The organism is Janthinobacterium sp. BJB426 (genome assembly GCF_002735705.1).
Lineage (GTDB): Bacteria > Pseudomonadota > Gammaproteobacteria > Burkholderiales > Burkholderiaceae_D > Janthinobacterium.
Map to the genome: position 1 here is coordinate 307,351 of NZ_PDZL01000002.1, position 25,350 is coordinate 332,700.

A 25,350-nucleotide genomic window follows, 5' to 3' on the forward strand; every position below is an offset into this window, starting at 1 on the left:
TTGACTATGTCTCCCGACGAATACTGCCAACAAAAGGCCGCCCAGAGCGGCTCCAGCTTCTACTACAGCTTCCTGTTCCTGCCCGCCGAGCGCCGCAAGGCCATCACGGCCCTGTACGCCTTCTGCCGCGAAGTCGATGACACGGTCGATGATTGCACGGACGAAGCCGTGGCACGCACCAAGCTGGTCTGGTGGCGCAAGGAAGTCAAGGCCATGTACGAGGGCATCCCCACGCATCCCGTGATGCGCGCGCTGGAACCGCATCTGGCCGTGTACCAACTGGAAGAAAAACATTTGCAGGCCATCATCGACGGCATGGAAATGGACTTGAACCAGACCCGCTACCTCGACTACCAGGCCATGAGCCGCTACTGCTGGCATGTGGCCAGCGTGGTGGGCATCTTGTCGGCCAGCATCTTTGGCGCGACCCGCCCGGAAACGCTGCTGTACGCGGAAAAACTGGGCCATGCCTTCCAGTTGACCAACATCATCCGCGACGTGGGCGAGGATGCGCGCAAGGGGCGCATCTATTTGCCGATCAGCGAATTGCAGCAATTCAATGTGACGGCAGCCGACCTGCTGAACGCGCGCCACAGCGAAAATTTTGAAAACCTCATGCGCTTCCAGGTGGCGCGCGCGCAAAAGGCCTACGACGAAGCGTTTGCCCTGCTGCCGGCGGAAGACCGCCGCGCCCAGCGCCCTGGCCTGATCATGGCCGCCATCTACCGCACCGTGCTCAATGAAGTCGAGCGCGACGGCTACCACGTGCTGAAACAGCGCATCTCGCTCACGCCGATCCGCAAACTGTGGCTGGCCTGGAAGACCTGGGTTCGTGGCTAAGAGCAGCGTGAAGCAACGCTACGCCGTCATCGGCGCCGGCTGGGCTGGCTGCGCGGCGGCCATGGAACTGGCGCGCGCCGGTCATTCGGTGACCCTGTTCGAGGCGGCACGCACCCTGGGCGGCCGCGCGCGCCGCGTCGAACGGGAAAAAACCGTGCTCGACAACGGCCAGCATATCCTGCTGGGCGCGTACACGGAAACCTTGCGCCTGATCAAGCTGGCGGGGCAAGACCCTGCCGAGCTGATCCTCACGCTGCCCCTGCAGATGCGCTATCCGGCAAACTCCGGCGGCATGGATTTTCTCGCGCCCCGCCTGCCCGCGCCGCTGCACCTGGCCTGGGCCTTGCTGCGCGCCAAGGGATTATTGCGCGCCGACAAGCTGGCCCTGATGCGATTTTCCACCGCCATGCGGACGATGGGCTGGCAGCTGTACAACGATTGCACGGTCAGCGAATTGCTGCAGCGCTTCGACCAGACGGACCGCCTGAACCGGCTGATGTGGCACCCGCTGTGCCTGGCCGCGCTGAATACGCCGCCCGAGCGCGCCTCGGCCCGCGTCTTCCTCAACGTGCTGCGCGACAGCCTGGGCGCAAGCCGCCGCCGCGCCTCCGACATGCTGATCCCGAAAGCGGACCTGAGCAGCGTGTTGCCCGACGCGGCCGCCCGCTATGTAGAACAGCATGGCGGCGCAGTGCGCACGGGCGCCAAGGTTGCCGCCCTGCACGCCCTGGCCGATGGCCGCTGGCGACTCGATGACGGCGGCGAGGATGGCGCGCAGTATGACGGCGTCATCGTGGCCACCTCGTCCGTGCAAGCAGCCAGCCTGCTGCAAGGTTTGCAGGACGCACGCCTCGATGACGCAATTGACCGCATGCAAGCCTTCACGCCGGAAGCGATCAGCACCTGCTACCTGCAATACGATGCCTCGGTGCACCTGGACTTGCCGTTTTACGCTCTCGTCGATACGCCGCAGCTGCAGCACTGGGGCCAGTTCGTCTTCGACCGGGGCCAGCTCGACGCCAGCCAGGCCGGCTTGCTGGCCGTCGTCATCAGCGCCTCCGGCTATGCCGCAGAGCAAGGCCACGGACCATTGGCGCAAGCCATCGCGGCGCAGCTGGCGCAGGTGCTGCAACGTCCTGAGCTGGCCCAGCCCGTGTGGACCCAGCTGATCACGGAAAAGCGCGCCACCTTTGCCTGCACGCCGGATTTATTACGCCCCGGCAACGCCAGCGGCATGCCGGGCTTGCTGCTGGCCGGCGACTACACGGCCAATGAGGACCGGACGCAGGATTATCCGGCCACCATCGAGGCGGCCGTGCGCAGCGGCGTGGCGGCGGCCAGGGTCGTCACCACGGGCAAGACGGCAAAACAGACCTGACGGTGCATCCTCCCCTGGTGTCGCTCGCCCCCGCGAAATTGCATTCTGTCGCACCGCGCTGGTGCGCTCGCGTACGCTTGGGTACAGTCTGACCATCGACAACGGCCATGCCACGGGGAATACCATGCACACCACCTTGCACTTGAAAAATAGCTTGAAAGCCCTGGCGCTGCTGGCTGGTGTGATACTGGCCACCTTGATCGTCATTCAAGTACAGCAGGCGCCACAAGCACCATTGATGCTGAGCCAGGCAAGCATGCTGCTGCCGGCCATGGGCTGAAGCGGCGGACAGGAAGAATATGATGAACAAACAAGATTATCTCGACGCACTGCGGCGCGCACTGGCAGGCTTGCCACCGGACCTGGTGGCCAAGACCCTCGACTATTACGAGCAGACCTTCATCGAAGGCGCGGCGGCCGGCCGCAGCGAGCACGAAGTTGCCGAAGACCTGGGCGACCCGAAAAAAATCGCCCTCACCTTGCGCAGCAGCACGCACCGCCAGGCTTTCGAGCAAAAGAAAACCCCCGTCAACCTGCTGCGCCTGCTCGTCTCGCTCGTGGGCCTGGCCATCTTCAACCTGTTCATGGTCGTGCCTGCCGCCGTCTACGCGGCCCTGCTGGCCACCCTGTACGCCGTCGGCCTGAGCTTTTACCTGGCCGGCATCGCCATCACGGCCAGCGGTTTGTCCGGCGCCAACGAACTGGTGCTCGACGGTCCGCTGCGCCACGTCTTCATCCATGACGATGACGGCGGCGAAAACGGCGAACGGCGCGAAACGCGCATCACCATCGGCGACACGGGCATCGAAGTCGATCACCTGCCCGGCCCCTTGCAGCATGACCCGGCCGAGTCCGAACCCAGGACGCCCGGCGCTTCCTCGCGCATGATGGAGCGGGCCGAGGCGCTGGCTGGCGGCGGCATCCGCATCTCCACCGACATGGACCGCGATGCGCGCACCACGCAAACCGTCTTTGGCGTGGGTATGCTGCTCGGCGGCATCGCCATCTTCCTGCTCAGTCTGGTCGTAACGCGCTATACCTTGATCGGCATCAAGCGCTACGTTGCCATGAATGTTTCCCTGCTCAAAGGTCACTAGAAAGGCTGCCATGAAACGCTTGCTCAAAGTTGGCCTGTCCATGCTCTTGCTGGCACTGGTCCTGATCGCCATGTCGTATGCGGCGCTGCGCGCCAAGGGAATCAGCAATCCCAGCAGTGCCGCCGGCCGTGCCGTGCGCAGCGAAACGCGCCCGGTGGCCGCCAATATCAACAGCATCGACCTGGCCGGCCCCATCGACCTGGTGCTGCGCCGCGGCGCCACGCCCTCGCTGAAGGTCAGCGGCGAACAGCGTCTGCTGTCGAATGTCGACACCACGCAGGATGGCACCACCCTGCATATCGGCCCGAAAGGCATGCTGTTCCACCACCGCCAGCCGCTGCAGGTGGAACTGGTGCTGCCAGCCCTCGTGCGCGTCGAAGTGCATGGCAACGGCGACAGCAAGATCACGGGATTTTCCGGCGACAGCTTTATTCTGGAACTGACGGGATCGGGCGACGTCAGTTTCACGGGACGCTACAAGCAGGTACAAGCCACGGTCAACGGCAGCGGCGACCTCGACATCAATGCCGGCAACAGCGACAGCGTGGTGCTGGAAATGGTGGGCTCCGGGCGCATCGCCGCCAGCGGCAACACGAAATTCCTGCGCGCCGACCTCAGCGGTTCAGGCGACATCGATGCCGAGCACCTGGCCGCCGACAAGGCCAGCGTCAGCCTGCAAGGCTCCGGCACGAGCACCGTCTTCGTGCGCGACGCCAGCAACCTGACCCTGCGCGGCAGCGGCGACATCCACGTCCACGGCAACCCGCGCCAGCGCGAGACCCAGAAAAGCGGCTCAGGCGAGATTACCTGGCATTAACTTTCGGCATTCACTTTCTCTTCCAGCCAACTGACCGCCTGCTCGCCGGCCGCCTTGCCTTGCGCCAGGCAGGCCGTCAGCAGGTAGCCGCCCGTCGGCGCTTCCCAGTCCAGCATTTCCCCCGCCAGGAACACGCCCGGCATGGCGCGCAGCATGCTGCCTTCGACTCCGTCGAATTCCACGCCGCCAGCGCTGCTGATGGCTTCGTCGATGGGGCGCGGGCGTACGAGTGTCACGGGCAGCAGCTTGATGGCGTCCGCCAGCCTGGCTTCGTCGGCGAAGTCGGCCGCACTCAGGCATTCGCGCAGCAAGCCCGATTTCACGCCCTTGATGCCCAGGCGGCTATTCAGGTGGCTGGACATGGAGCGGGAACCGCGCGGGCGCGTCACTTCTTCGAACACGCGTTCATGCGTGTGGTCAGGCGCCAGGTCCAGCCAGATGGTGGTGCTGCCCTCGGCGGCGATCTGCTCGCGCAGGGCGGCCGATAAGGCATAAATCAGGCTGCCTTCCACGCCGCCCGCCGTGATGACGAACTGGCCCTGGCGCTTGATCATGCAGTCATGGATGTTGCGCGCCGAGATGGCCACCGTCGTCAGCGGTTCGCCCGCATGGCGGCTGCTGAAATGCTCACTCCAGTCCACGTCGAAGCCGCAATTGGCCGGCACCAAAGGCGTCACGGCCACGCCCTGCTCTTGCAGCAGCGGTACCCAGGCGCCATCGGAACCGAGCCGCGCCCAGCTGCCGCCACCGAGCGCCAGTATCACGGCGTCGAAGGCGCGCAAACGCTCACCCTCCGGCGTGGCGAATACCAGCTGGCCGTCGCGCCAGCCCGTCCAGCGGTGGCGCATGTGAAATTGCACGCCCGCTTCGCGCAAGCGGTGCAGCCAGGCGCGCAGTAGCGGCGCCGCTTTCATATCCGTCGGGAAGACGCGGTTCGAGGAGCCGACGAAGGTATCCACGCCCAGGCCGTGTACCCAGTCGCGCACTTTTTGCGGACCGAACTGGTCCAGCGCCGGCTTGATCCAGCGTGCCGGCCTGCCGTAGCGCGAGATGAAGGAACAGTAGTCTTCCGCATGGGTGATATTCATGCCGCCCCGCCCCGCCAGCAGGAATTTGCGGCCGACGGACGGCATGGCGTCGAACAGTTCCACCCTGGCGCCCCGGCTGGACGCTTCCTGGGCGGCCATCAGGCCGGCGGGGCCGCCGCCGATGATGGCGATGTGAAAGGGAGGAAGGCTGGAATGGGTCATGGCAAGCTGGAAAGACGGTGAAAACCCCGGCATTTTAGTCGAGATAAGGCGCGGGGATGGCAAGAATGCCGAAAAATGATGCATACTGCGCGGAGATGCCGCAGTGATCAGCGGCTGGACTTCACGAGACAACGAGACGACAAGAGGAGAAACACATGGGCGCAGGATTCTGGATTTCCCGCTATTTGCTGGCCAGTTCGATCTTATTCATCATCCTGACGGTGGTCGAGTACAGCAAGGGCACCACCAGCCAGGCCGATATCCTCAGCGCGCTGGCCTGGTCGCTGGTAGCGTCGGCCATCTTCATCGGCTCGAAATACTGGCGCTACAAGAAAGCCGTTGCTTGCGCCACGTGCAGCGGTGATAAACCGAAAGCCAAGTCGTCATGAAAAAACGGCCACTTCGATGAAGTGGCCGTCTCACTGGCAAGCGGGATCAACCGCCCGTCACGGGCGGAAAGAACGCCACCTCGTCGCCTTCGCCGATCACGGTATCAGCATCGCACATCACCTGATTGTGGGCCATGCGCAGGGCGCGGCCCTGCGCCAGCGCATATTCCCAGTTGCCGCCGCGGGCGATCAGCAGGGTTCTCACCTCGCCCACCGTCAGCCGTGACACGCCCCCCGCGTCCACTTCCAGCACTTCCTGGCCCGTGCCCACCAGCTCACGCACGCTGGCAAAAAATCGCAGATTGATCTTCATCGATACTTCCTCAGTACAGCAATTCGTTAAACGGGATAAAACGCAGCATGTCGCCGCGCGCAATCGACAGCCCCGGTGGACAATCGATCAAGCCATCGCCCCACACGGTGGACGTCAGCACGCCCGAACTCTGGTTGGCGAACAGTTCCAGTTCGCCGTCGTCATTGACCTTGGCGCGCAAGAACTCGTTGCGCTTGTCCGCCTTCAGGCGCTCGAACGCGGCCGGCAGCTTGTAGCTGCGCGGCGCCAGGCTCCCCGCCACGCCTTGCAGGCGCAGGATGAACGGGCGCACGAACAGCAAAAACGTGACAAAGCTGGAGACGGGATTGCCGGGCAAGCCGACAAAGAAAGCGTCCTGCACTTCGCCAAACGCCAGGGGTTTGCCCGGCTTGACGGCGATCTGCCACATGTTCAAGCGCCCTTCCGCTTCCACGGCCGGCTTGATGTGGTCTTCCTCACCGACGGACACGCCGCCCGAGGTAATGATCAGATCATTGCCCTGGGCCGCCTGGCGCAGCACGGCTTTTGTCGCTTCCAGGCTGTCGGGCACGATGCCCAGGTCCGTGATCTCGCACCCCAGATTTTCCAGCAGGCCGCGCAAGGTAAAACGGTTCGAGTTGTAGACGGCTCCCGGTGCCAGAGGCTCGCCGGGCATGGCCAGCTCGTCGCCGGTGAAAAATACGGCCACGCGCAGCTTGCGCAGCACGGGCACCTGCGCCAAGCCCACGGAGGCGGCCAGGCCCATTTCCTGGCTGCGCAGGCGCCGGCCCGCGCCGAGGATTTCACCGCCGGCGCGGATGTCCTCGCCCTGGCGGCGCATCCATTCGCCCGCGTGCGGCACGTGATTCACCCTCACCACGCCATCAAGCACAGTGCACTGCTCCTGCATGACGACACAATCGGCGCCGTCCGGGATCAGCGCGCCCGTAAAGATGCGCGCCGCCGTCCCCGGCTGCAAGGGCTGGCCCACGTGGCCGGCCGCGATGCGCTGCGACACGGGCAAGCTGGCCGCGCCGCTGGCGCAGTCTCTGGCGCGCACGGCGTAGCCATCCATCTGCGTGTTGTCGCGCTCGGGCACATTCAGGGTCGACGTCTGCGCCGTGGCCAGCACGCGGCCGTTGGCGCGCATGGTGTCGACCAGCTCCACCTCGGTCACCGGGCGCGCCGCGCCCAGCATGAAGGCTTGCGCCTCGGCCACCGACAGCATCGGTTTGCGTTGTGCGGTCGAATCGCTCATCACAGGCCCGCTCATCACAAGCCCGTATTTGCGGCGATGTACGCCTTCATTTTTTCCACGTCCGCATCCATCACGATGAATTTTTGCGGCAAGTCTTCGATGTTCTCGAAGCCCTTTGGCCGTTCCGCGTCCACGCCCAGCGCCTCGAGGATGGTTTCGTTGAACTTGGCCGCCAGCGCCGTTTCCAGCACGATCATCGGCACGTTCGGTTCAAGGTGCTCGCGCGCCACCTTGATGCCGTCGGCCGTGTGCGTGTCAATGGTGATGCCGTAGTCGTCGGCCACGTCGCGGATGGTGTCGAGGCGGTCCTGGTGCGTGGATTTGCCCGACTTGAAGCCGTATTTGGCCACCAGCTTGAACTCGTCGCCATCGCTGCCAGGCTTGCCGGACAAGTCGAAGCCGCCATGCGTTTCCACTTTCGTGAACAGGGCGCGCACGCGCTCGCTGTCGCGGCCTACGAGGTCGTAGACGAAGCGCTCGAAATTCGACGCTTTCGAGATATCCATCGACGGACTGCTCGTATGATACGTTTCGGCGGACTTGCGCACGCGGTAGACGCCCGTGCGGAAAAATTCGTCGAGCACGTCGTTTTCGTTCGTCGCGGCCACCAGTTTCGAGATGGGCAAGCCCATCATGCGGGCGATATGGCCGGCGCAGATATTGCCGAAGTTGCCCGACGGCACCGTAAACGACACTTTCTGCTCGTTGCTGGTGGTGGCCGCCAGGTAGGCGCGGAAATAGTACACGACCTGCGCCACGACGCGCGCCCAGTTGATGGAATTGACGGTGCCGATCTTCTGTTGTGCCTTGAACGGCAAGTCGTTCGACACGGCCTTCACCATATCCTGGCAGTCGTCGAACACGCCTTCGACGGCGATGTTGTAGATATTCGGGTCTTGCAGGCTGAACATCTGCGCCGTCTGGAAAGCGCTCATTTTCTTGTGCGGCGACAGCATGAAGACGCGGATGCCCTTCTTGCCGCGCATCGCGTATTCGGCCGCGCTGCCCGTGTCGCCCGAGGTGGCGCCAAAGATATTGAGTTCGGCGCCCGTCTTGGCCAGGGTGTATTCGAACAGGTTGCCCAGCAGCTGCATGGCCATGTCCTTGAAGGCCAGGGTCGGGCCGTTCGACAGCGCCTGCAGCATCAGGGTGGTCGATCCGCCCTTGACGACGTTTTCTTCGAGCACGCGCAGCGGCGTGATATCGGCCGCGTTTTCGCCGGCGCGGGCGTTCTTGTAGACTGCCTTGGTATAGGTTTTCGCCGTCAGTGCCTTCAGGTCCGCGGCCGGGATATCGGTGGCGAACTTCTTCAGGATTTCGAATGCCAGGTCGGCATACGACAATGTGCGCCAGGCGTTAAGCTCGGCACCAGTGACTTGCGGGTAGTGTTCTGGGAGATACAGTCCGCCATCGGGGGCCAGGCCGCCCAGGAGGATGTCGGAGAATTGCTGCAGATTCGATGGCGCTTTATCAGCGCGGGTAGACACGTAGTGCATAAATTTGAAGAGTCCAGTTGAGCTGAGTGCGGTTGATCATGAATGGCAGCGGATATTATAGTGCCAGCCGCCGCCCAAGGCGAATCGCGTGGCGTTTGCCAGATCAGGATGTGACAATTGGAGAGCCTGAATGTTGCCAAGCCAGCCATAATGGCATGAGATCAAGCCAGATGAACATGGCCGGCGTGCGCACTGGCGCGCGCCGCCGATTTGCGCCACACTGTGCTGAGTATCCCTTGCTATGACCATTATTGGAGTCGAGAACCGGCCATGTCGCTGAGTAAAAAACCGTATCTGCAAAGCGCCGCGCTGCGCCCCGACGCTGTCGTCGACATGGACCACTATCCGTTCACCATCCCCGCCATCCGCGACTTCGTGCACATGGACTTCCACCGCGACGTGACGTTTTTCGTGGGCGAGAATGGCAGCGGCAAATCGACCATGCTCGAAGCGCTGGCCGTGGCGCTGGGTTTCGGCAAGGATGGCGGCACGCGCAACGTGCGCATCGCCCTGCCGTCGGACGAGGAATCGGGTTTGCACGCGCATCTGCGCCTGAGCAAGAGCTACAAGAAGCCCGAGGACAGCTATTTCCTGCGCGCCGAGAGCTTTTTCAACGTCGCCACCTACATGGACGACATGCCCGAATACCTGGCCAGCTATGGCGGCAAGTCGCTGCACGCGCAATCGCACGGCGAAGCGTTCATGGCGACATTGATCAACAAGCTGCGCGGAAAAGGTCTGTACCTGCTGGACGAACCCGAGGCGGCCCTGTCACCGAGCCGCCAGATGGCGGCGCTATCCGTGATCCACCAGCTGGTGCAGGACGACTCGCAGCTGATCATCGCCACCCACTCGCCGATTTTGCTCGCCTATCCGAACGCGAAAATCCTGATGTTTACGGGTGGCGGCATCCACGAAGTGGCCTATGAAGACACGGAGCACTTTGCCGTGACGCGCGATTTTTTGAATAACTATCCACGCAGGCTGGAGCAGTTGTTTGAGGAAGAGTGATTTTATCGGCTTGCGCGCTGCGTCAAGCCGATATTACCGCCATCAGCAAGCGGCATGGTTCACTGTAATGACGTGAACGGCCAGGCCACCCAACGACGTTTCCTTGTACTTGTCCTGCATGTCCGCGCCCGTCTGGCGCATGGTTTCGATGACTTCGTCGAGGCTGACGAAATGCGTGCCGTCGCCCTTCAGCGCCAGCGAAGCGGCCGTGATGGCTTTCACGGCGCCCATGCCATTGCGCTCGATGCACGGGATCTGCACCAGGCCGCCGATCGGGTCGCAGGTCATGCCCAGGTGATGCTCGATGCCGATTTCAGCCGCGTTCTCGATCTGCTCGTTCGTGCCGCCCAGGGCCGCCACCAGGCCGGCCGCGGCCATGGCGCACGCCACGCCCACTTCGCCCTGGCAACCCACTTCGGCGCCCGAGATCGACGCATTGCGCTTGCACAGCATGCCGATGGCCGCTGCCGTCAGCATGAAGCGGCGCACGCCGCCCACCGGGTCGCTGGGGCGGCAATCCTGCGCGTAGTAACGCAGCACGGCCGGGATGATGCCGGCGGCGCCGTTGGTCGGCGCCGTGACGACGCGACCGCCGGCCGCGTTTTCCTCGTTGACGGCCATCGCGTACAGGCTGACCAGGTGCACGGCGTCGTGCGGCAAGTCGTTGGCGCGGTTGTCCGACGCCTTCGCCTCCTGCGCCAATCGCCACAATTTCGCGGCGCGGCGCTTCACGTTCAAACCGCCCGGCAGGTTGCCCGTCGTTTCCAGGCCGTGCGCGATGCAGTCGCGCATGACGTGCCAGATGCGGTCCAGTCCTTCATTGAGTTCCGCGTCGCTGCGCTTGACGCACTCGTTCGCGCGCAGCATTTCAGGGATCGACAGGCCGCTTTCCACGCCATGCGCCAGTAACTGCTCCATCGTGTCGAAGGGGAAAACGACCCGCGCGCTGGCGGCCGACTCCACGGCCGCTTCGGCCTGCGCCGCAGTTTGAACTTCCTCGGCCTCGCGGATAAAACCGCCGCCGATCGAGTAATACACCTTGTCGGCACGGCTGCCGTCCGCCAGTTTCAGGGTAAAGCGCATGCCGTTCGGATGTTCTGGCAAGGATTCGCTCTTGTGCCAGATCAAGCCCGTGGCAGCCGTGAATGGCACCACGTGCGCGCCCAGCAGCGCGATCTCGCCGGCCGCCTCGATGGCGGCCAGCTTGCTGTCGACGGCATCGGGCGCCACGTCCTGCGGCGTTTCGCCCATCAGACCGAGAATGACGGCCTTGTCCGTGGCATGGCCCACGCCCGTCAGCGCCAGCGAGCCGTACAGGGCCGCCTCGACGCCCACTACCTGGTCCAGCGGACCGTATTCGACCAGGAAACGCCGCGCCGCCACCATCGGCCCCACCGTGTGGGAACTCGACGGCCCGATGCCGATCTTGAACAGGTCAAATACGCTCATATCCATGTAGTGTCTCTTTATATTAGTATGTTTTTATGAATGCCGGTGCCGGACTCAGGCTGCCTTGGCGGCCTGCCCAGCATCGACATTGGCCAGCATGTCGGTAACCATCCGTTCGACGCCGATCTGCGCCTTCCAGCCCCAGTCGGCGCCGGCCTTGCTGTCGTCCAGGCTTTGCGGCCAGCTGTCGGCGATGGCCTGACGGCTGTCCGGCTTGTAGCTGATCTTGAAGTCAGGCACCATGCGCACGATGGCTTTCGCCAGCTGCTCGGGGTTGAACGACACGCCGGCCACATTGTACGAAGAACGGATCTTGATGGAAGCTACCGGCGCGTCCATCAGTTCGATGGTGGCGCGGATGGCATCGGGCATGTAAATCATCGGCAAGGTGGTGTTCGCGTCGAGGAAGCAGTCATAGCGCTCGCCGCGCAAGGCCGCATGGAAGATGGCGATGGCGTAATCGGTGGTGCCGCCGCCCGGAGGCGATTTGTAGCTGATGATGCCCGGATACCGGATGCTGCGCACGTCCACGCCATACTTGTTGAAGTAGTACTCGCACAGGCGCTCGCCGGCCAGCTTGCTGATGCCGTACATCGAGGTCGGGTCCATCACCGTCATTTGCGGCGTGTTCACTTGCGGCGTGTTCGGGCCGAAGGCGGCGATCGACGATGGCCAGAAGATGCGCAGCGGCTTACCTGCCTCGCCCCGTTCGCGCGCCAGTTCCAGGATATTCAGCAAGCCATCCATGTTCAGGCTCCACGCCTTCAATGGCGCCGCTTCGCCCGTGGCCGACAGCATGGCCGCCAGCTGGTACACCTGGGTGATGCCTTCATCGGCGATGATGCTCGCCAGGCCGTCCTTGTCCAGCACATTCAGTTGCGCATAGCGCTTGGCCTGGTACAGGTTATTCGTGCCGATGTCGCTGGCGATGACGTTGTCCGCGCCGTGCTGCTGCGCCAGCGCGCCCACCAGTTCACTACCGATTTGGCCGTTTGCGCCAATGACTAAGATGCGTTCCATGCTATTTTCCTGAATTCTTGTTAGTTGGTAGTGGTAGTGGTGGTCAGCAAACCGAGTTCCTTGCCTGCCTGCTCGAAGGCGGCCAGCACTTGCACCAGTTGTTCACGGGTGTGGGCGGCGGACAGCTGCACGCGGACCCTGGCCTGGCCCATCGGCACGACCGGGTAGAAGAAGCCCGTCACCAGCACGCCCAGTTCATACAGGCGGGCGGCGAATTTCTGCGCCACGGGGGCGTCGAACAGCATCACCGGCACGACCGGATGGGTGCCCGGCTTGATGGTGAAACCGATGCGCTCGATCTCGCTGCGGAAGAAAGCCGTGTTTTCATGCAGGCGGTCGCGCAGTTCCGTCGACTTGGCCAGGCGGGCCAAAACCGACAGCGAAGCGCCGGCGATTGATGGCGCCAGGGTGTTCGAGAACAGATAAGGGCGCGATTTCTGGCGCAGGGTGTCGATGACTTCCTTGCGCGCGGAGGTAAAGCCGCCCATGGCGCCGCCCAGGGCCTTGCCCAGGGTGCCCGTGATGATGTCGATGCGGCCCATCACATTGTGGTGTTCGTGCGTGCCGCGGCCCGTCGCGCCCATGAAGCCGGAAGCGTGGCATTCGTCGATCATCACCAGCGCGCCGTACTGGTCGGCCAGGTCGCAGATCTTGTCCAGTTGCGCAATCGTGCCATCCATCGAGAACACGCCGTCCGTGACGATGACCTTATGGCGCTTGCCGGCGGCAATCGCCGCTTTCAGCTGCACTTCCAGGTCGGCCATGTCGTTATGGGCGTAGCGGTAGCGGCCAGCCTTGCACAGGCGGATGCCGTCGATGATGGAAGCGTGGTTCAGCGCATCCGAGATGATGGCGTCGTTTTCATCGAACAGGGGCTCGAACACGCCGCCGTTGGCGTCGAAGGCCGCCGCGTACAAAATCGTGTCTTCGGTACCCAGGAACGCGGAAATCGCCTGTTCCAGTTCTTTATGTACCGTTTGCGTGCCGCAGATAAAGCGCACGGACGACAGGCCGTAGCCGTATTTTTGCGTGGCAGCAATAGACGCTTCCTGCGTCTGCAGGTCGCCGGACAGGCCCAGGTAGTTATTCGCACACATATTGATCAGGGTACGGCCATCGTCGCACACCACTTCAGCGCCCTGGCGCGAGGCGATCACGCGCTCGGGCTTGTACAAGCCCTGCTGGCGCAATTGATCGAGATTCTGTTGCAGACCGCTGAAAAAGGTGTTCTTCGCTTGCTCGCTCATGATGATCCTTGTGTGTCCCTGTTGTATGTGTGGCGTCCGGGTGACCTCAGCCGCCATAGGGGGAAACAGCCGCTTGACCGGTGCGCGCACAATGCTGTACCGTGAAGCGCTGTTTGAAGTCTACACGTTTCCGTGATTTCCTTCAAAATCCACTATTTCGAACTGAAATTCAATATAGTGGATATTACCCAAGCCTTTTGAACTTTGCAAGCCACCTGCCGATGAAAACCAGCGTTTCGACCAATTCTCCGCCCGAAGTAGGCGCCACTCTGCAACGGCTGCGCCTGGCGCGCGGCCTGACACTGGAGGATTTGTCGCGCATCGCGGGCGTGTCGAAGTCCATGCTGTCGCAAATCGAGCGCGAAAAAGCCAACCCCACCATCGCCATCACGTGGCGCCTGGCCAACGCCCTGGGCGTGCAGATCGGTGAATTGCTGTCCAGCGCGGAAAAAGCCGTGGAAACCATCCGCATCACGGATGCCCACGAAACCCCCACCCTGCCCGGCGACCACGCAGGCTACGTGCTGCGCATCCTGGGGCCGATGGAACTGGCGGGCAAATACGAATGGTATGAGGTGACCTTGGCGCCGGGCGGGGAACTGGCGTCGCAGCCCCATGATCCGGGCACCACCGAGCATTTGACGGTGATCCACGGCAACCTGGAGCTGGAAGTGGGGACGGCGAAGAAAAAGGTCAAGAATGGCGGCACGGCCAGGTATCCGGCGGACTTGCCGCATACCATCAGGAATCTGGGAAAAACGGAGGGCAAGGCGCTGCTGGTGGTGATCCACCGCTAGCCCGCTGGCCCATCCTGTCTGGCAGAAGTATTACGTTACGGCATCACACGGACGCTGCCGGCGCCCCGCAAAGCCCAGCAAGGTCATGCCAGCCAGCAACATGGCATAGGTTTGCGGCTCGGGCACGGCGCTGACGGGATCGAGGCGGACAATCTCGCAAATGAGCGACTGGCAACGGCGCGCGGAAATCTGTCCCGCCTCGTTGATGCCGCCGACGGCCATGTAGCTCCAGCCCGCCTCTCCCTGCACCAGACTTTCCAGGCTGTAAGTCACCCCATTGCTGTAGAACATGGCGTTTGCCCCCAGCACTTGGCCCAAGCCATCCACGCCGATCGGTGTGGAGATGGATTTCAAGAACGTGTTGTTGCCGTCGGTCTTGAGAAAACCGCGCGTCCGGTCCTGGTTCCAGTCGGGGGTGACATGGCCCACCATCTGGCCCGCGTTGTTGATGCCCGAAATCGTGCTCTGGTAACCGCCCCAGCCCGTCGCGCTGGTCATCACGCCATCCTTGTACATGAAGCCTTGCGAACCGCCCGGAGTCGGCGCCATCGCGGAAGCGCCGACAACGACGCCATCGTCGTTGATGCCCGTGACATAGCTATCCTTGCCACCCAGGGTGCCCAGCGCCCGTATGCCCGTTTGCGGGTCGTACAGATAGGCTTTCGTCGTGTAGTCGAAAGTGGCATAGCTGCCAAACCCCGCATTGAAGGCAACTTGCCCTGCAGCATTCATCGTGCCGGACCACGTCGTTTGCCCGGCGATATTGAGCGAGGTGGCCATGCCGCCCGACAGGATGTGCACCAGCGCATTGCCATTGCTGCCCGCAGAACGCACGAGGCTATCCCCGGCCGCATTGCTGGCAAACACCAGGTTACTCACCGCGGCCTTCGGCGCCACCGTCAACTGACTGCCCACCGTGGCATACACCATGTCGACGCCGTCGAGCCGGCCAACGCCGTAAATCTGCCCCATGGCGCTGATGCTGCCCACGCTCAGATTGGCCAGCGATGCATTCTCGAACACGGTGACCGAAAACTGGGGCGGCGATGCCGGCGCCCCCTGTGCGAGCGCCGGCGTGCTGACGCAAGCGCAAAACAAAGGCAGCGCGATTCTCCGGATTATTTTCATTATTCCCTCCAAGAAAAATGCACGATACGATTAAATATCAAAAATGTAAACTTATTTGACAACATTATTGTTTGCATGGCATTCCCATTCGCTGCGTTGCCGCGCAGCCGTGCGCAATAAGTCCTTTTGTCCATGCTAAGATTTCGCAATAGACAAGATTTCCAGGCCTGGATGTCTTTGCAAAGCGCCGCAGCACATCCCGGCTCGCCCCATCCTTGCTACGCCCCTGCGCGGCATCCAGGCCCCAACTGTTTTTAACGGAGCCCACGCGATGACCATTTCCGACAGCACCACCACCTTCCACAACAAGAAAGTAGTCCAGTACGACCCGGACCTGCCCTTCGACGCGTCGCCTGACATCGTCTACCGCCTGTCGCTGGAATACGACGACAAGCGCAAGATGGACGAGCTGATCGCCGGTTTTCTCGCCAAGGCGGACCAGAACACGCTCGCAGCGCTGATCATCGGCATGTGGGGCGACCCGTACGAAGCGGGTGCCGACGAAGTGATCGCCGCGCTGGCCAGCCACGCGCCGCAGTTGCCGAACCTGCGCGCCCTGTTCATCGGCGACATGACGTACGAGGAATGCGAAATTTCGTGGATCGTGCAAGGCAGCTACAAGCCGCTGCTGGATGCTTTCCCGCAGCTGGAAGAACTGCGCATCCGCGGCGGCAATGAGCTCGTCATCGAACCGTTCGCGCACCAGAACCTGCGTCGGTTCACCATCGAAGCGGGCGGACTCGATCAAAAGATCGCCGAGGCGCTGGCGCAATCGAGCATGCCGCAGCTGGAACACCTGGAACTGTGGCTGGGCACGGACGACTATGGCTTTTCGGGCGACGTCGACCTGTACCGCAAGGTGCTGGCGCAGCTGACCGTGCCGACCCTGCGCTACCTGGGCTTGCGCGACGCGGAAATCGCCGACGACCTGGCCGTCTGGCTGGCGGAAGAACCGCTGGTGGCGCAGCTCGACACCCTCGACCTGTCGCTGGGCACCATCGGCGACCTGGGCGCCGTGGCCGTGCTCAATCACACGCAGCTGGGCAAGTTGAAGCGCCTGGACCTGTCGCACCACTACATCTCGGAAGAAAACCAGGCCAAGCTGAAAGCGCTGCCCTTCGATGTGGTGCTGGACGACCCGCAGGAAGCCGATGAAGACGACGGCGAAAGCTACCGCTACGTGGCAGTCGGGGAATAAGCGGATTCACCCTTTGCACACGCATCTCACCCTGCTGGCGACACAGGGCAGCAAGCGCGTGCGCCTGATGCAGGCGGCGCGCGCGCAACTGCGCCTGCCGCCCGCGCAGGTGCTCGAATGGCGCGACTGGCTCGCGCAGCCTGCCCTGCTCGAGGACGCCTTGCGCCGGCCCTGCCTGTTCAAGATCGAGCCGCCTGGCGATGACCCGGCGGCGCACCTGCGGCTGCTGCATGACGGTTGTCGGCAGCTTGATCGCGCGCCCGTGCATGCACCGGAACATGGCGAGCTGCTGGCCATGGATGCGTGGTTCGCAGGATTTGCCTCCGCCATGGCCTCCCTGGCCGCGCAGCTGGCTGGCCTGCCGCAGGCGCGCGTCGTCAATGCGCCAGCCGAAATCTGTCTCATGACGGACAAGCTGGCTTGCCAGCGCCACCTGGCCGCGCACGGCGTGCCCATACCCGTCTTGCTCGGCCCCGTGCACGGCTACCAGCATCTGCAGTCGCTGCTGCACGAGCATGACCTCGACCGCGTGTATCTGAAACCGCGATATGGTTCATCGGCCTCCGGCGTCGTCGCCTACCGCAGGAACAAGGCCGGACGCCAGCAAGCCACCACCTCGGCCACCTTGTCGCGGACGGATGGCCAGACGCGTTTGTTCAACGTCAAGCGCATGGCGCGCTACGAGACCCGGCACGATATCGCGGCCCTCGTCGACGCGCTGGCCGCCCAGGAACTGTATGCGGAAGCATGGCTGAACAAGCCGCGCTGCGGCGACAGCCATTACGACCTGCGCGTCGTGACCCTGGCGGGCCAGCCCGCGCACCGGGTGGCGCGCATCGGACAGCACATGATGACGAATCTGCACCTCGACAACCGGCGCGGCGAGGCATCTGGCCTCTTGAGCGCAGCCGACCTGGCGGCGCTGGAAGCAACTGCCATCCAGGCCGCGCGCGCCTTCCCCGCCAGCCACGTGACGGGTTACGACCTCGTGGTGCGCCAGGGCCAGGCCCATGTGCTGGAAGCGAACGCCTTCGGTGACCTGCTGCCTGGACTGCTATGGCAAGGGGCGGACACTTACGCAGCACAACTGACCCATGCTTAAAGACACACCTGCCATCCCGGACATGCACGCCCTCATCGGCAGCCACGACCTCGTCTTCATCACGCTCGACACGCTGCGCTATGACGTGGCGCAAGCCCTGTTTGAGGCGGGCGAATTGCCCGTGCTGGGACGTTTTCTGCCGCCCGGAGGCTGGGAACGCCGCCACTCGCCTGCCACCTTTACGTATGCGGCGCACCAGGCCTTCTTCGCGGGCTTTTTGCCCACGCCAGCCGCGCCGGGCCGCCATGCGCGCCTGTTCGCCAGCGCTTTTGCAGGCAGCGAAACCACCTCGCCGCACACGTTTGCGTTCGAGGAAGCGGACCTTCCCGCCGCCCTGGCCGTGCGCGGCTACCGCACCATCTGCATCGGCGGCGTGGGCTTCTTCAACAAACAGACGGCCCTGGGCACGGTGCTGCCGTCGCTGTTCCAGGAAAGCCACTGGAGCGCCGGCATGGGCGTGGCCAGCCGCCACTCGACGCAAAAGCAGGTGGCGCTGGCCGTCGAGCGCCTGGCGGACGGCGACCAGCGCACCTTCTTGTTCATCAACGTGGCCGCCCTGCACACGCCGAACCGCGCCTACCTGCCCGGCTGCCGCGCCGACTGCCTGGAAAGCCATGCGGCAGCCCTGCGCTATGTGGATGGCGCATTGGCGCCCCTGTTTGCCGCCTGCGCCGCGCGCGCGCCCACGTTTGCCATCGTCTGCTCGGACCACGGCAGCGCCTATGGCGAAGACGGCTACCGCGGCCATAGAGTGGCCCACGACAGCGTGTGGAACGTGCCGTATGCGCATTTCTTCATCGCCCCCGATACCGATACCATTTCCCAGGAGTCCCCATCGTGAACCCTTCCGAACAACCTGGCACCCTGGCGCAGCGCATGCGCCACACGCCCTACCAGGCGTATTCGTATTCGTATCCGCACAAGGCGGCCTACCGCGCCTTGCCGCAGGCGGCGCCACTGGCGCCCCTGTGGACGCGGCAAGACCGCGCCGCCCTGTTCGCGTATATCCATATTCCGTTTTGCGAAATGCGCTGCGGCTTTTGCAACCTGTTCGCAATGGCACGCCCGAGTGCAGACATGGTCGAGCGCTACGTGCAGCAAGTGCTGGTGCAGATGCGCGCGCTCAACGGCGCGCTGGGCGAACGGCGCTTTGCCCGCTTCGCGCTGGGCGGCGGCACGCCCACTTATTTGTCGCCGGCGCAGCTCGATACCCTGCTGTGCGGCGCGCGCGACATCCTCGGCATCGACCTGCAAGCCACGCCGGCCGGCATCGAAGCCTCGCCCGAAACCATCACGGCGGAACGGCTTGCCGTCTGCCGCGCGCACGGCATCGACCGGGTCAGCCTGGGCATCCAGAGTTTTGCCGCCGGCGAAATGCGCGCGCTGGCCCGCCCCCAGCAAAACGCCACCGTGCATCACGCCATCGGCCTGATACGCGCGGCCGGTTTTCCCACCCTGAACCTGGACCTGATCTACGGCATCGCCGGGCAAACCGTGGCCAGCCTGCTCGCCTCCATCGACAGCGCGCTGGCCTTCCGGCCCGAAGAAATCTACCTGTATCCGCTGTACGTGCGCGAGCAGACGGGTCTCGGCAAGGTGGCGCGCCGCCAGGGAGCCGAAACGCTCAACCCCATCATGCTGGCGCGCGACGGCGACAGCCGCCTGGCCCTGTACGCGGCCGCGCGCGACCATCTGCGCGCGCAAGGCTATGAGCAGGTATCGATGCGCATGTTCCGCGCGCCCCATGCGCCGGAACAAAACGGTCCTTCGTACTGCTGCCAGAATGACGGCATGGTGGGCCTGGGCGCGGGCGCCCGCTCCTACACGGCCAACCTGCATTATTCGAGCGAATACGCGGTGGCGAGAACTGAAACCATCGGCATCATCGACAACTACCTGGCGCTGGACGAGGCGCGCTTCGCGCAGGCCGAACACGGCTACCAGCTCGATGACGAAGAACAGCGCCGGCGCTACGTGATCCAGTCGCTGCTGACGGAACCGGGCCTGGACCGCGACGCCTACACGGCGCGCTTCGGCAGCCGCTGCGAACAGGACTTGCCGCAGCTGGCAGAATTGCACTCCTTGGCTCTGGTGGAAGAAAACGGCCCGCTGCTGCGCCTGAATGACAGGGGCTACAGCTACGCCGACACCATCGGCCCGTGGCTGGCCTCCGAGACGGTACGCGCGCTGATGGCCGAAGGCGGCCAGGCGTGCTGACAGCGCCGGCAGAAACGCTGTCCCTGCTGTACCGGGGCACCTTGGCAAGCTGCAATTACGCCTGCGGCTACTGCCCGTTCGCCAAGAAGCGCGACAGCCGCGCCGCGCTGGCCCGCGATGCGCGCGAAGTGGCGCGTTTTACCAGCTGGGTGGCGGCACAAAAGCGGGACATCAGCATCCTGTTCACGCCGTGGGGCGAAGCGCTGGTGCGGCGCCACTACCGTACGGCCATGCAAACCCTGGCAGCCTTGCCGCACGTGCGCCAGGTGGCGCTGCAGACAAATCTGTCCGGCCCCTTGAACTGGCTGCAAGGGATGGACGGCCTGGAAAAAATCGGCCTGTGGTGCACCTATCACCCGGACCAGACGACCCTTGCCCGCTTTCTCGAACGCTGCGCGCGCCTGGACGCCATGGGCGTGCGTTATTCCGTCGGCGTCGTGGCGATGAACGAACACCTGGATGCCATCCGCGCCCTGCGCGCGGCCCTGCCGGCCCACGTCTACCTGTGGCTGAACGCGTATGACCGGCGTGGTCCCGGCTATTACAGTGTGGAAGACCTGGCCTGGTTTGACGGCGTCGACCCGTGGTTCGCGCAAAACCGCCGCCCGTCGCCCTCGCGCAATAAACCGTGCCTGGCGGGCGAAGCGTCGCTGTCCGTCGATGGCGATGGCGAACTGGCGCGCTGCCACTTCGTGCCCGAACGGCTGGGGAATCTGTACGAGGACGAGCTGGCGGACATGCTGCAGGAACGCCGCTGCCCCCGCTTCAAGTGCGACTGCTATATCGGCTATGCGCAGCGCAAGGATTTGCCGTTTCAGTCCACGTTTGAAAACGGCGTGCTGGCGCGCATCGCGCCTGTGCAGCGGACGTAAAAAAGCGCGGGCCAACTGCGCCCGCGCCTTTTACTTTATAACAACTACCGAATTACTGCGCTGATTTACTGCGCCGCCACCTTGGCCGGTTCAGGCACAGTAACCGGCGTCATCTTCAACGAACGGCTGAGGAAGCCCCAGCGATCCGCCACTTCTTCGATCTGCTTGGTCGTCGGCTTGCCGGCGCCATGGCCAGCCTTGCTGTCGATACGGATCAGCACGGGCGCCGCGCCGCCTTGCGCTGCCTGGGCAGCTGCAGCGAACTTGAAGCTGTGGGCAGGCACGACGCGGTCATCGTGGTCGGCCGTCGTGATCATGGTGGCCGGATAGCAGCCGCCCGCCTTCAGGTTGTGCAGCGGCGAGTATTTCACCAGCGCCTTGAACTGCTCGGCATCGTCCGACGAACCGTAGTCAGGCACCCAGCCCCAGCCCACGGTGAACTTGTGGAAGCGCAACATGTCGAGCACGCCCACTTGCGGAATCGCTGCGGCGAACAGGTCGGGACGCTGCGTCATGGCCGCGCCGACCAGCAGGCCGCCATTGCTGCCGCCGCCGATCGCCAGCTTGGATGGCGAGGTGACCTTGTTGTCCACCAGCCATTGCGCCGCGCCAATGAAATCGTCGAAGACGTTTTGCTTGTTCAGTTTGGTGCCAGCCTGGTGCCAGGCTTCGCCGTATTCCCCGCCGCCGCGCAGATTGGCCATCACGTAGACGCCGCCCATTTCCACCCAGGCAAGATTCGCCACGGAGAAGCTAGGCGTCAGCGAAATATTGAAACCGCCATAACCGTACAGATAGGTCGGGTTCGTGCCGTCCAGCTTCATGCCTTTTTTCGAGACGATGAACATCGGTACCTTGGTGCCGTCGCGGCTGGTAAAGAATTGCTGGCGCGTTTCAAAGGCGTTCGGGTCGAAATCGACCTTCGGCTGGCGGTACACGCTGCTCTTGCCCGATTTCATGTCGTAGCGGTAGATGGTCGCTGGCGTCGTGAAGCTGGTAAACGAGTAGAACGTTTCCGTGTCGCCACGCTTGCCGGCAAAGCCGCCTGCCGAACCGATGCCTGGCAAGGCCACTTCGCGCACCAGCTTGCCCTTCAGGTCGACGATCTTGATTTGCGTTTGCGCATCTTTCAAATAGTCGAGCACCAGCTGGTTGTTGATCAGGTTGACGGCAACGAGGGTTTCCGCGCTTTGCGGCACGATTTCCTTCCAGTCGGAGGGCAGCGGTTTACGCGTATCGATGGCGATCACGCGCGATTTTGGCGCCTTGTTATCCGTCTTGAAGAAGAACACGGGGCCGTCATTGTCGATGAACGAGTACGACGCATCGAACGCTTCCAGCAAGCCCACGACCTTGGCGTTCTTCTGGCGCAAGTCCTTGTAGAAGATGCGGTTCTTGCGTTCCGTCCCCTGCGTGGCCGTGATGATCAGGTAATTGCCGTCGTCGCTGACGGTGCTGCCGCCAAACGCCCATTCCTTCTGGTCCGGACGGTCAAAGACCAGTACGTCATCGCTTTGCGGCGTGCCGATCTTGTGGAAATACAATTTCTGGAAGTAATTGATATCGGCCAGCTTGGTGGCTTCGTTCGGCGCGTCATAGCGGCTGTAGAAGAAACCGGTATTATCCTTGGTCCACGAAGCGCCGGAGAACTTGGCCCACTGGATGTGGTCCGTCAAATCCTTGCCCGATTCGATGTCGCGCACTTTCCACTCATTCCAGTCGGAACCGGAAGCGGACGTGGCATACGCCAGGTACTTGCCATTCGGGCTGATCGAAGTGCCGGCCAGCGCCACCGTGCCATCCGTCGACAGGGTGTTCGGGTCCAGCAGCAGGCGTGGCTCGTCCGTCAGTTTTTTCACCGTGTACAGCACGGCCTGGTTCTGCAAGCCGTCATTGCGGCTGTAGAAGTAACGGCCGCCCTGCTTCGTTGGCGTAGAGAAACGCTCATAGTTCCACAGCTTGGTCAGGCGCTGCTTGATCGCGGCGCGCTCGGGGATGGTGCCCAGATACGACTGCGTCAGCTTGTTTTGCGCCGTGACCCACTCGCCCGTTTCCGCGCTGTTGGCATCTTCCAGCCAGCGGTACGGGTCGGCAATGGTGGTGCCGAAATAGCTGTCTTGCTGGTCGACTTTTTTGCTGACAGGATACGTCACGGCAGCGCCGTCGCCAGCCGGGCACGATGGCATCGCGGCGCTTTGCGCCAGGGCATTGCCGCCGAAAGCGGTCATCAAGCTGAATATGAGGGTTGCACTACGTAATTGCATGGGTTGTCGTCTCATTGTTGGATGTCGGGGAAAGCATACCGCTCAAGCAAACTCTGCGGCAGCCTATGTTGACTTTCGCCAAGAGAAATCATAGCGCGGATTGCCACTTTTAAAGCACAGTTATCCGGTGGATTTGCCGTCTTTTGTTTGGGTAATTCACGTAAATTGGCGTGATAAATCTCGCTTTCGCCGGAATCGGCAAACTGACGTTCATGTAAGAAACATTATCAAAAGCAAAGTCGTTTCATCAAGCCGTCATAATTCTTCTTTACCATCGGCAACATGTTCATGGCCCGTCCAGAGGCCGTGCCGTCACGTCCGCCTATGCACACTCTCGCCCTCCCCACCGCCACCGCCGCGCCGCCCGGCGCGGTGCCATCGAACGTGGCTTACCTGAAGCCGCCATCGGTATCCATGGGCATCGAAGGGACGGATGCCTTGCACGAGATCCTGGCGGGCCGCAAGCTTAGCGCGCTGTTCCAGCCCATCATCCACATGCACAGCGGCGACATCATCGGCTACGAAGGCTTGATACGGGGGCCGTCCGACAGCCCCCTGCACGCGCCGATGAATCTGTTCAAGGTGGCGCGCGCGCATGACCTGACCCTGGAAGTGGAACACCTGTGCCGGCAAGTGGTGCTCGAACGCTTTGCAGAGCTGCAGCTGCCCGGCAAATTATTCCTCAACGTCAGCCCCGAATGCCTGTTGCTGCGCAATGCGCGCCATGGCGAAACCCTGGAATACATCGAACATATCGGCATCAATCCGGACCGCGTCATCATCGAGCTGACGGAAAACCAGCCCACGTATGACTACGAGCTGATGCGCGAAGCGGTGCTGCACTACCGCAACATGGGTTTCCAGATCGCCATCGACGATCTGGGCGAAGGCTTTTCCAGCCTGCGCCTGTGGTCGGAACTGCGTCCGGAATACGTGAAAATCGACATGCATTTCATCCAGGGCATTAATAACGACCCCGTGAAACTGCAGTTCGTGCGCTCGATCCAGGAAATCGCGGAAAAATCGGGCACCCTGGTGATCGCCGAGGGCATCGAGGCGCAGACGGAATTGCTGGTCTTGCGCGACCTGGGCGTAGCGTTCGGACAAGGCTATCACCTGGGCCGGCCCAACGCGGTGCCGGCACGCGCCCTGCCGGCCGAAGTGGTGCAGGCGCTGGGGCGCAACGGCGTGGCCGTGTATCCGCAGCGCAGCAGCCTGGAAAAGAACGGCGCCAGCATCCGCAAGCTGCTGCACCGGGTGGCGGCCGTCTCGCCCGAGAAAAACAATAACGAGGTGTACGATATTTTCCTGAAAGACCCGAAGCTGATGATCATCCCCGTCGTCGACGACGGCATGCCGCTGGGACTGATCAGCCGCTTCGAAATGATCGACCACTTCGCCCGCCCCTACCAGCGCGAACTGTATGGCAAGAAATCCTGCAGCCTGTTCATGGATGCCACACCCCTAATCGCCGACCACGAGACGAGCTTGCAGGAACTCAGCTACACCATGGTGCAATCGGACGCCCACCACCTGTTCAACGGTTTCATCATCACCGAGCACGGCCGCTACCTGGGCATGGGCACGGGACACGACCTGATGCGCGAAATCACGCAGATGCAGATCAATGCAGCCCGCTACGCCAACCCGCTGACGCAACTGCCCGGCAACGTGCCCATCAACGAACATATCGACCGCTTATTGCACAGCGGCAGCCGCTTCTGGGTCTGCTATTGCGACCTCGACCACTTCAAGCCCTTCAACGATGTGTACGGCTACCGCAAGGGCGACGACGTGATCCAGCTGACGGGAGAAATCCTCAGCAGCCATTGCGACCCGAACCGCGACTTCATCGGCCACATCGGCGGCGACGATTTCATGATTCTGTTCCAGAGCGAAGACTGGGAAACGCGCTGCCAGGCCATGCTGGACGACTTCGCTGCCGCCATCCTCGCCTATTACAGCACGGGCGACTGCGAACGGGGCGGCTACATCAGCGAAGACCGGCAAGGCAAGAAAGTGTTTTATTCGTTGATCAGCCTGTCGCTGGGCGTCATCAAGGTCGAGGCACACCAGTACTACACGCACCATCAAATTGCCACGCAGGCGGCCGAAGCGAAGAAACAGGCAAAGAAAATCCATGGCAACAGCCTGTTCCTGGACCGGCGGCAAGGCGCGGGCGCGGCGCGCATGGACGCGTAGCCAGGGGCAATAGCAAAAAGCTCAAC

Annotated in this window: 23 protein-coding genes; 14 read left to right on the forward strand and 9 right to left on the reverse strand. The window is 62.9% G+C overall.

Annotated features, from left to right (window positions below; all coding sequences use genetic code 11):
• The first annotated feature begins 6 nt into the window (after window positions 1-6).
• From hpnD to CSQ93_RS04390, 5 genes are all read left to right on the forward strand, one after another.
• Window positions 7-840 (forward strand): presqualene diphosphate synthase HpnD, encoded by an 834-nt coding sequence (hpnD, locus tag CSQ93_RS04370; RefSeq protein WP_099376923.1) that lies wholly within the window; start codon window positions 7-9, stop codon window positions 838-840.
• Window positions 833-2,218, forward strand: coding sequence for a hydroxysqualene dehydroxylase HpnE (gene hpnE / locus CSQ93_RS04375; protein ID WP_099376924.1), 1,386 nt, complete (start codon window positions 833-835; stop codon window positions 2,216-2,218). The genes hpnD and hpnE overlap by 8 nt, the downstream gene beginning before the upstream one ends.
• Window positions 2,219-2,342: 124 nt before the next feature.
• Complete coding sequence (locus tag CSQ93_RS04380; RefSeq protein WP_158301114.1) at window positions 2,343-2,498, forward strand: hypothetical protein; 156 nt, start codon at window positions 2,343-2,345, stop codon at window positions 2,496-2,498.
• A gap of 19 nt (window positions 2,499-2,517) precedes the next feature.
• Window positions 2,518-3,315, forward strand: coding sequence for a DUF1700 domain-containing protein (locus CSQ93_RS04385; RefSeq protein ID WP_233516035.1), 798 nt, complete (start codon window positions 2,518-2,520; stop codon window positions 3,313-3,315).
• Window positions 3,316-3,325: 10 nt separating this feature from the next.
• Window positions 3,326-4,132, forward strand: a complete 807-nt coding sequence (locus tag CSQ93_RS04390) for a head GIN domain-containing protein (protein WP_099376926.1) — start codon at window positions 3,326-3,328, stop codon at window positions 4,130-4,132.
• Here CSQ93_RS04390 and CSQ93_RS04395 read toward each other — a convergent pair.
• Window positions 4,129-5,382, reverse strand: coding sequence for a TIGR03862 family flavoprotein (locus tag CSQ93_RS04395; protein ID WP_099376927.1), 1,254 nt, complete (start codon window positions 5,380-5,382; stop codon window positions 4,129-4,131). The genes CSQ93_RS04390 and CSQ93_RS04395 overlap by 4 nt on opposite strands.
• Window positions 5,383-5,537: 155 nt before the next feature.
• Here CSQ93_RS04395 and CSQ93_RS04400 point away from each other — a divergent pair, with 155 nt between their 5' ends.
• A complete protein-coding gene (locus CSQ93_RS04400) occupies window positions 5,538-5,771 on the forward strand; it encodes a hypothetical protein (protein WP_035818526.1) in 234 nt (77 codons plus the stop codon).
• 46 nt (window positions 5,772-5,817) lie between these two features.
• Here the strand turns inward: CSQ93_RS04400 and moaD are convergent, their stop codons facing one another.
• Genes moaD through thrC form a run of 3 tightly spaced genes read right to left on the reverse strand, consistent with a single transcriptional unit; the run spans window position 5,818 to window position 8,817 of the window.
• Window positions 5,818-6,084 (reverse strand): molybdopterin converting factor subunit 1, encoded by a 267-nt coding sequence (gene moaD / locus CSQ93_RS04405; protein WP_099376928.1) that lies wholly within the window; start codon window positions 6,082-6,084, stop codon window positions 5,818-5,820.
• Between the two features lie 10 nt (window positions 6,085-6,094).
• Window positions 6,095-7,321 carry a molybdopterin molybdotransferase MoeA gene (locus CSQ93_RS04410; RefSeq protein ID WP_099377135.1) on the reverse strand — a complete coding sequence of 409 codons (1,227 nt, stop codon included), beginning with the start codon at window positions 7,319-7,321 and terminating at the stop codon, window positions 6,095-6,097.
• A gap of 14 nt (window positions 7,322-7,335) precedes the next feature.
• Window positions 7,336-8,817 (reverse strand): threonine synthase, encoded by a 1,482-nt coding sequence (thrC, locus tag CSQ93_RS04415; protein WP_099376929.1) that lies wholly within the window; start codon window positions 8,815-8,817, stop codon window positions 7,336-7,338.
• Window positions 8,818-9,087: 270 nt separating this feature from the next.
• Between thrC and CSQ93_RS04420 the strand changes: the two genes are divergently transcribed.
• Window positions 9,088-9,828: an AAA family ATPase gene (locus tag CSQ93_RS04420; RefSeq protein ID WP_099376930.1), complete on the forward strand. Its 741-nt coding sequence runs from the start codon at window positions 9,088-9,090 to the stop codon at window positions 9,826-9,828.
• A gap of 42 nt (window positions 9,829-9,870) precedes the next feature.
• Here the strand turns inward: CSQ93_RS04420 and CSQ93_RS04425 are convergent, their stop codons facing one another.
• The 3 genes from CSQ93_RS04425 to kbl are packed head-to-tail and all read right to left on the reverse strand — an operon-like array spanning window position 9,871 to window position 13,544.
• On the reverse strand, window positions 9,871-11,283 hold the full coding sequence (locus tag CSQ93_RS04425) for an L-serine ammonia-lyase (protein ID WP_099376931.1): 1,413 nt from the start codon (window positions 11,281-11,283) through the stop codon (window positions 9,871-9,873).
• A gap of 48 nt (window positions 11,284-11,331) precedes the next feature.
• Window positions 11,332-12,297 carry an NAD-dependent epimerase/dehydratase family protein gene (locus CSQ93_RS04430; protein WP_099376932.1) on the reverse strand — a complete coding sequence of 322 codons (966 nt, stop codon included), beginning with the start codon at window positions 12,295-12,297 and terminating at the stop codon, window positions 11,332-11,334.
• Window positions 12,298-12,317: 20 nt separating this feature from the next.
• Complete coding sequence (gene kbl, locus CSQ93_RS04435) at window positions 12,318-13,544, reverse strand: glycine C-acetyltransferase (protein ID WP_099376933.1); 1,227 nt, start codon at window positions 13,542-13,544, stop codon at window positions 12,318-12,320.
• Between the two features lie 221 nt (window positions 13,545-13,765).
• On the opposite strand from kbl, the gene CSQ93_RS04440 reads away from it, so the two are divergent.
• Window positions 13,766-14,341, forward strand: coding sequence for a helix-turn-helix domain-containing protein (locus CSQ93_RS04440; protein ID WP_077403922.1), 576 nt, complete (start codon window positions 13,766-13,768; stop codon window positions 14,339-14,341).
• Between the two features lie 30 nt (window positions 14,342-14,371).
• On the opposite strand, the gene CSQ93_RS29320 is transcribed toward CSQ93_RS04440, so the two are convergent.
• Complete coding sequence (locus CSQ93_RS29320; protein ID WP_099376934.1) at window positions 14,372-15,469, reverse strand: PEP-CTERM sorting domain-containing protein; 1,098 nt, start codon at window positions 15,467-15,469, stop codon at window positions 14,372-14,374.
• Between the two features lie 271 nt (window positions 15,470-15,740).
• Here CSQ93_RS29320 and CSQ93_RS04450 point away from each other — a divergent pair, with 271 nt between their 5' ends.
• From CSQ93_RS04450 to CSQ93_RS04470, 5 genes are read left to right on the forward strand one after another with little or no spacing between them, the layout of a single operon-like run.
• A complete protein-coding gene (locus CSQ93_RS04450; protein WP_099376935.1) occupies window positions 15,741-16,667 on the forward strand; it encodes an STM4015 family protein in 927 nt (308 codons plus the stop codon).
• 13 nt (window positions 16,668-16,680) lie between these two features.
• Window positions 16,681-17,769 carry an STM4014 family protein gene (locus CSQ93_RS04455; RefSeq protein ID WP_099376936.1) on the forward strand — a complete coding sequence of 363 codons (1,089 nt, stop codon included), beginning with the start codon at window positions 16,681-16,683 and terminating at the stop codon, window positions 17,767-17,769.
• Window positions 17,762-18,610 carry an STM4013/SEN3800 family hydrolase gene (locus tag CSQ93_RS04460; RefSeq protein WP_099376937.1) on the forward strand — a complete coding sequence of 283 codons (849 nt, stop codon included), beginning with the start codon at window positions 17,762-17,764 and terminating at the stop codon, window positions 18,608-18,610. The genes CSQ93_RS04455 and CSQ93_RS04460 overlap by 8 nt, the downstream gene beginning before the upstream one ends.
• A complete protein-coding gene (locus CSQ93_RS04465; RefSeq protein WP_199534251.1) occupies window positions 18,607-19,986 on the forward strand; it encodes an STM4012 family radical SAM protein in 1,380 nt (459 codons plus the stop codon). The genes CSQ93_RS04460 and CSQ93_RS04465 overlap by 4 nt, the downstream gene beginning before the upstream one ends.
• Window positions 19,980-20,858, forward strand: coding sequence for an STM4011 family radical SAM protein (locus CSQ93_RS04470; RefSeq protein WP_099376938.1), 879 nt, complete (start codon window positions 19,980-19,982; stop codon window positions 20,856-20,858). The genes CSQ93_RS04465 and CSQ93_RS04470 overlap by 7 nt, the downstream gene beginning before the upstream one ends.
• A 65-nt stretch (window positions 20,859-20,923) precedes the next feature.
• Here CSQ93_RS04470 and CSQ93_RS04475 read toward each other — a convergent pair whose 3' ends face one another.
• Complete coding sequence (locus CSQ93_RS04475) at window positions 20,924-23,086, reverse strand: prolyl oligopeptidase family serine peptidase (RefSeq protein ID WP_233516036.1); 2,163 nt, start codon at window positions 23,084-23,086, stop codon at window positions 20,924-20,926.
• A 450-nt stretch (window positions 23,087-23,536) separates the two neighbouring features.
• Between CSQ93_RS04475 and CSQ93_RS04480 the strand changes: the two genes are divergently transcribed.
• Complete coding sequence (locus CSQ93_RS04480; RefSeq protein ID WP_099377137.1) at window positions 23,537-25,324, forward strand: GGDEF domain-containing protein; 1,788 nt, start codon at window positions 23,537-23,539, stop codon at window positions 25,322-25,324.
• Window positions 25,325-25,350 lie beyond the last annotated feature (26 nt).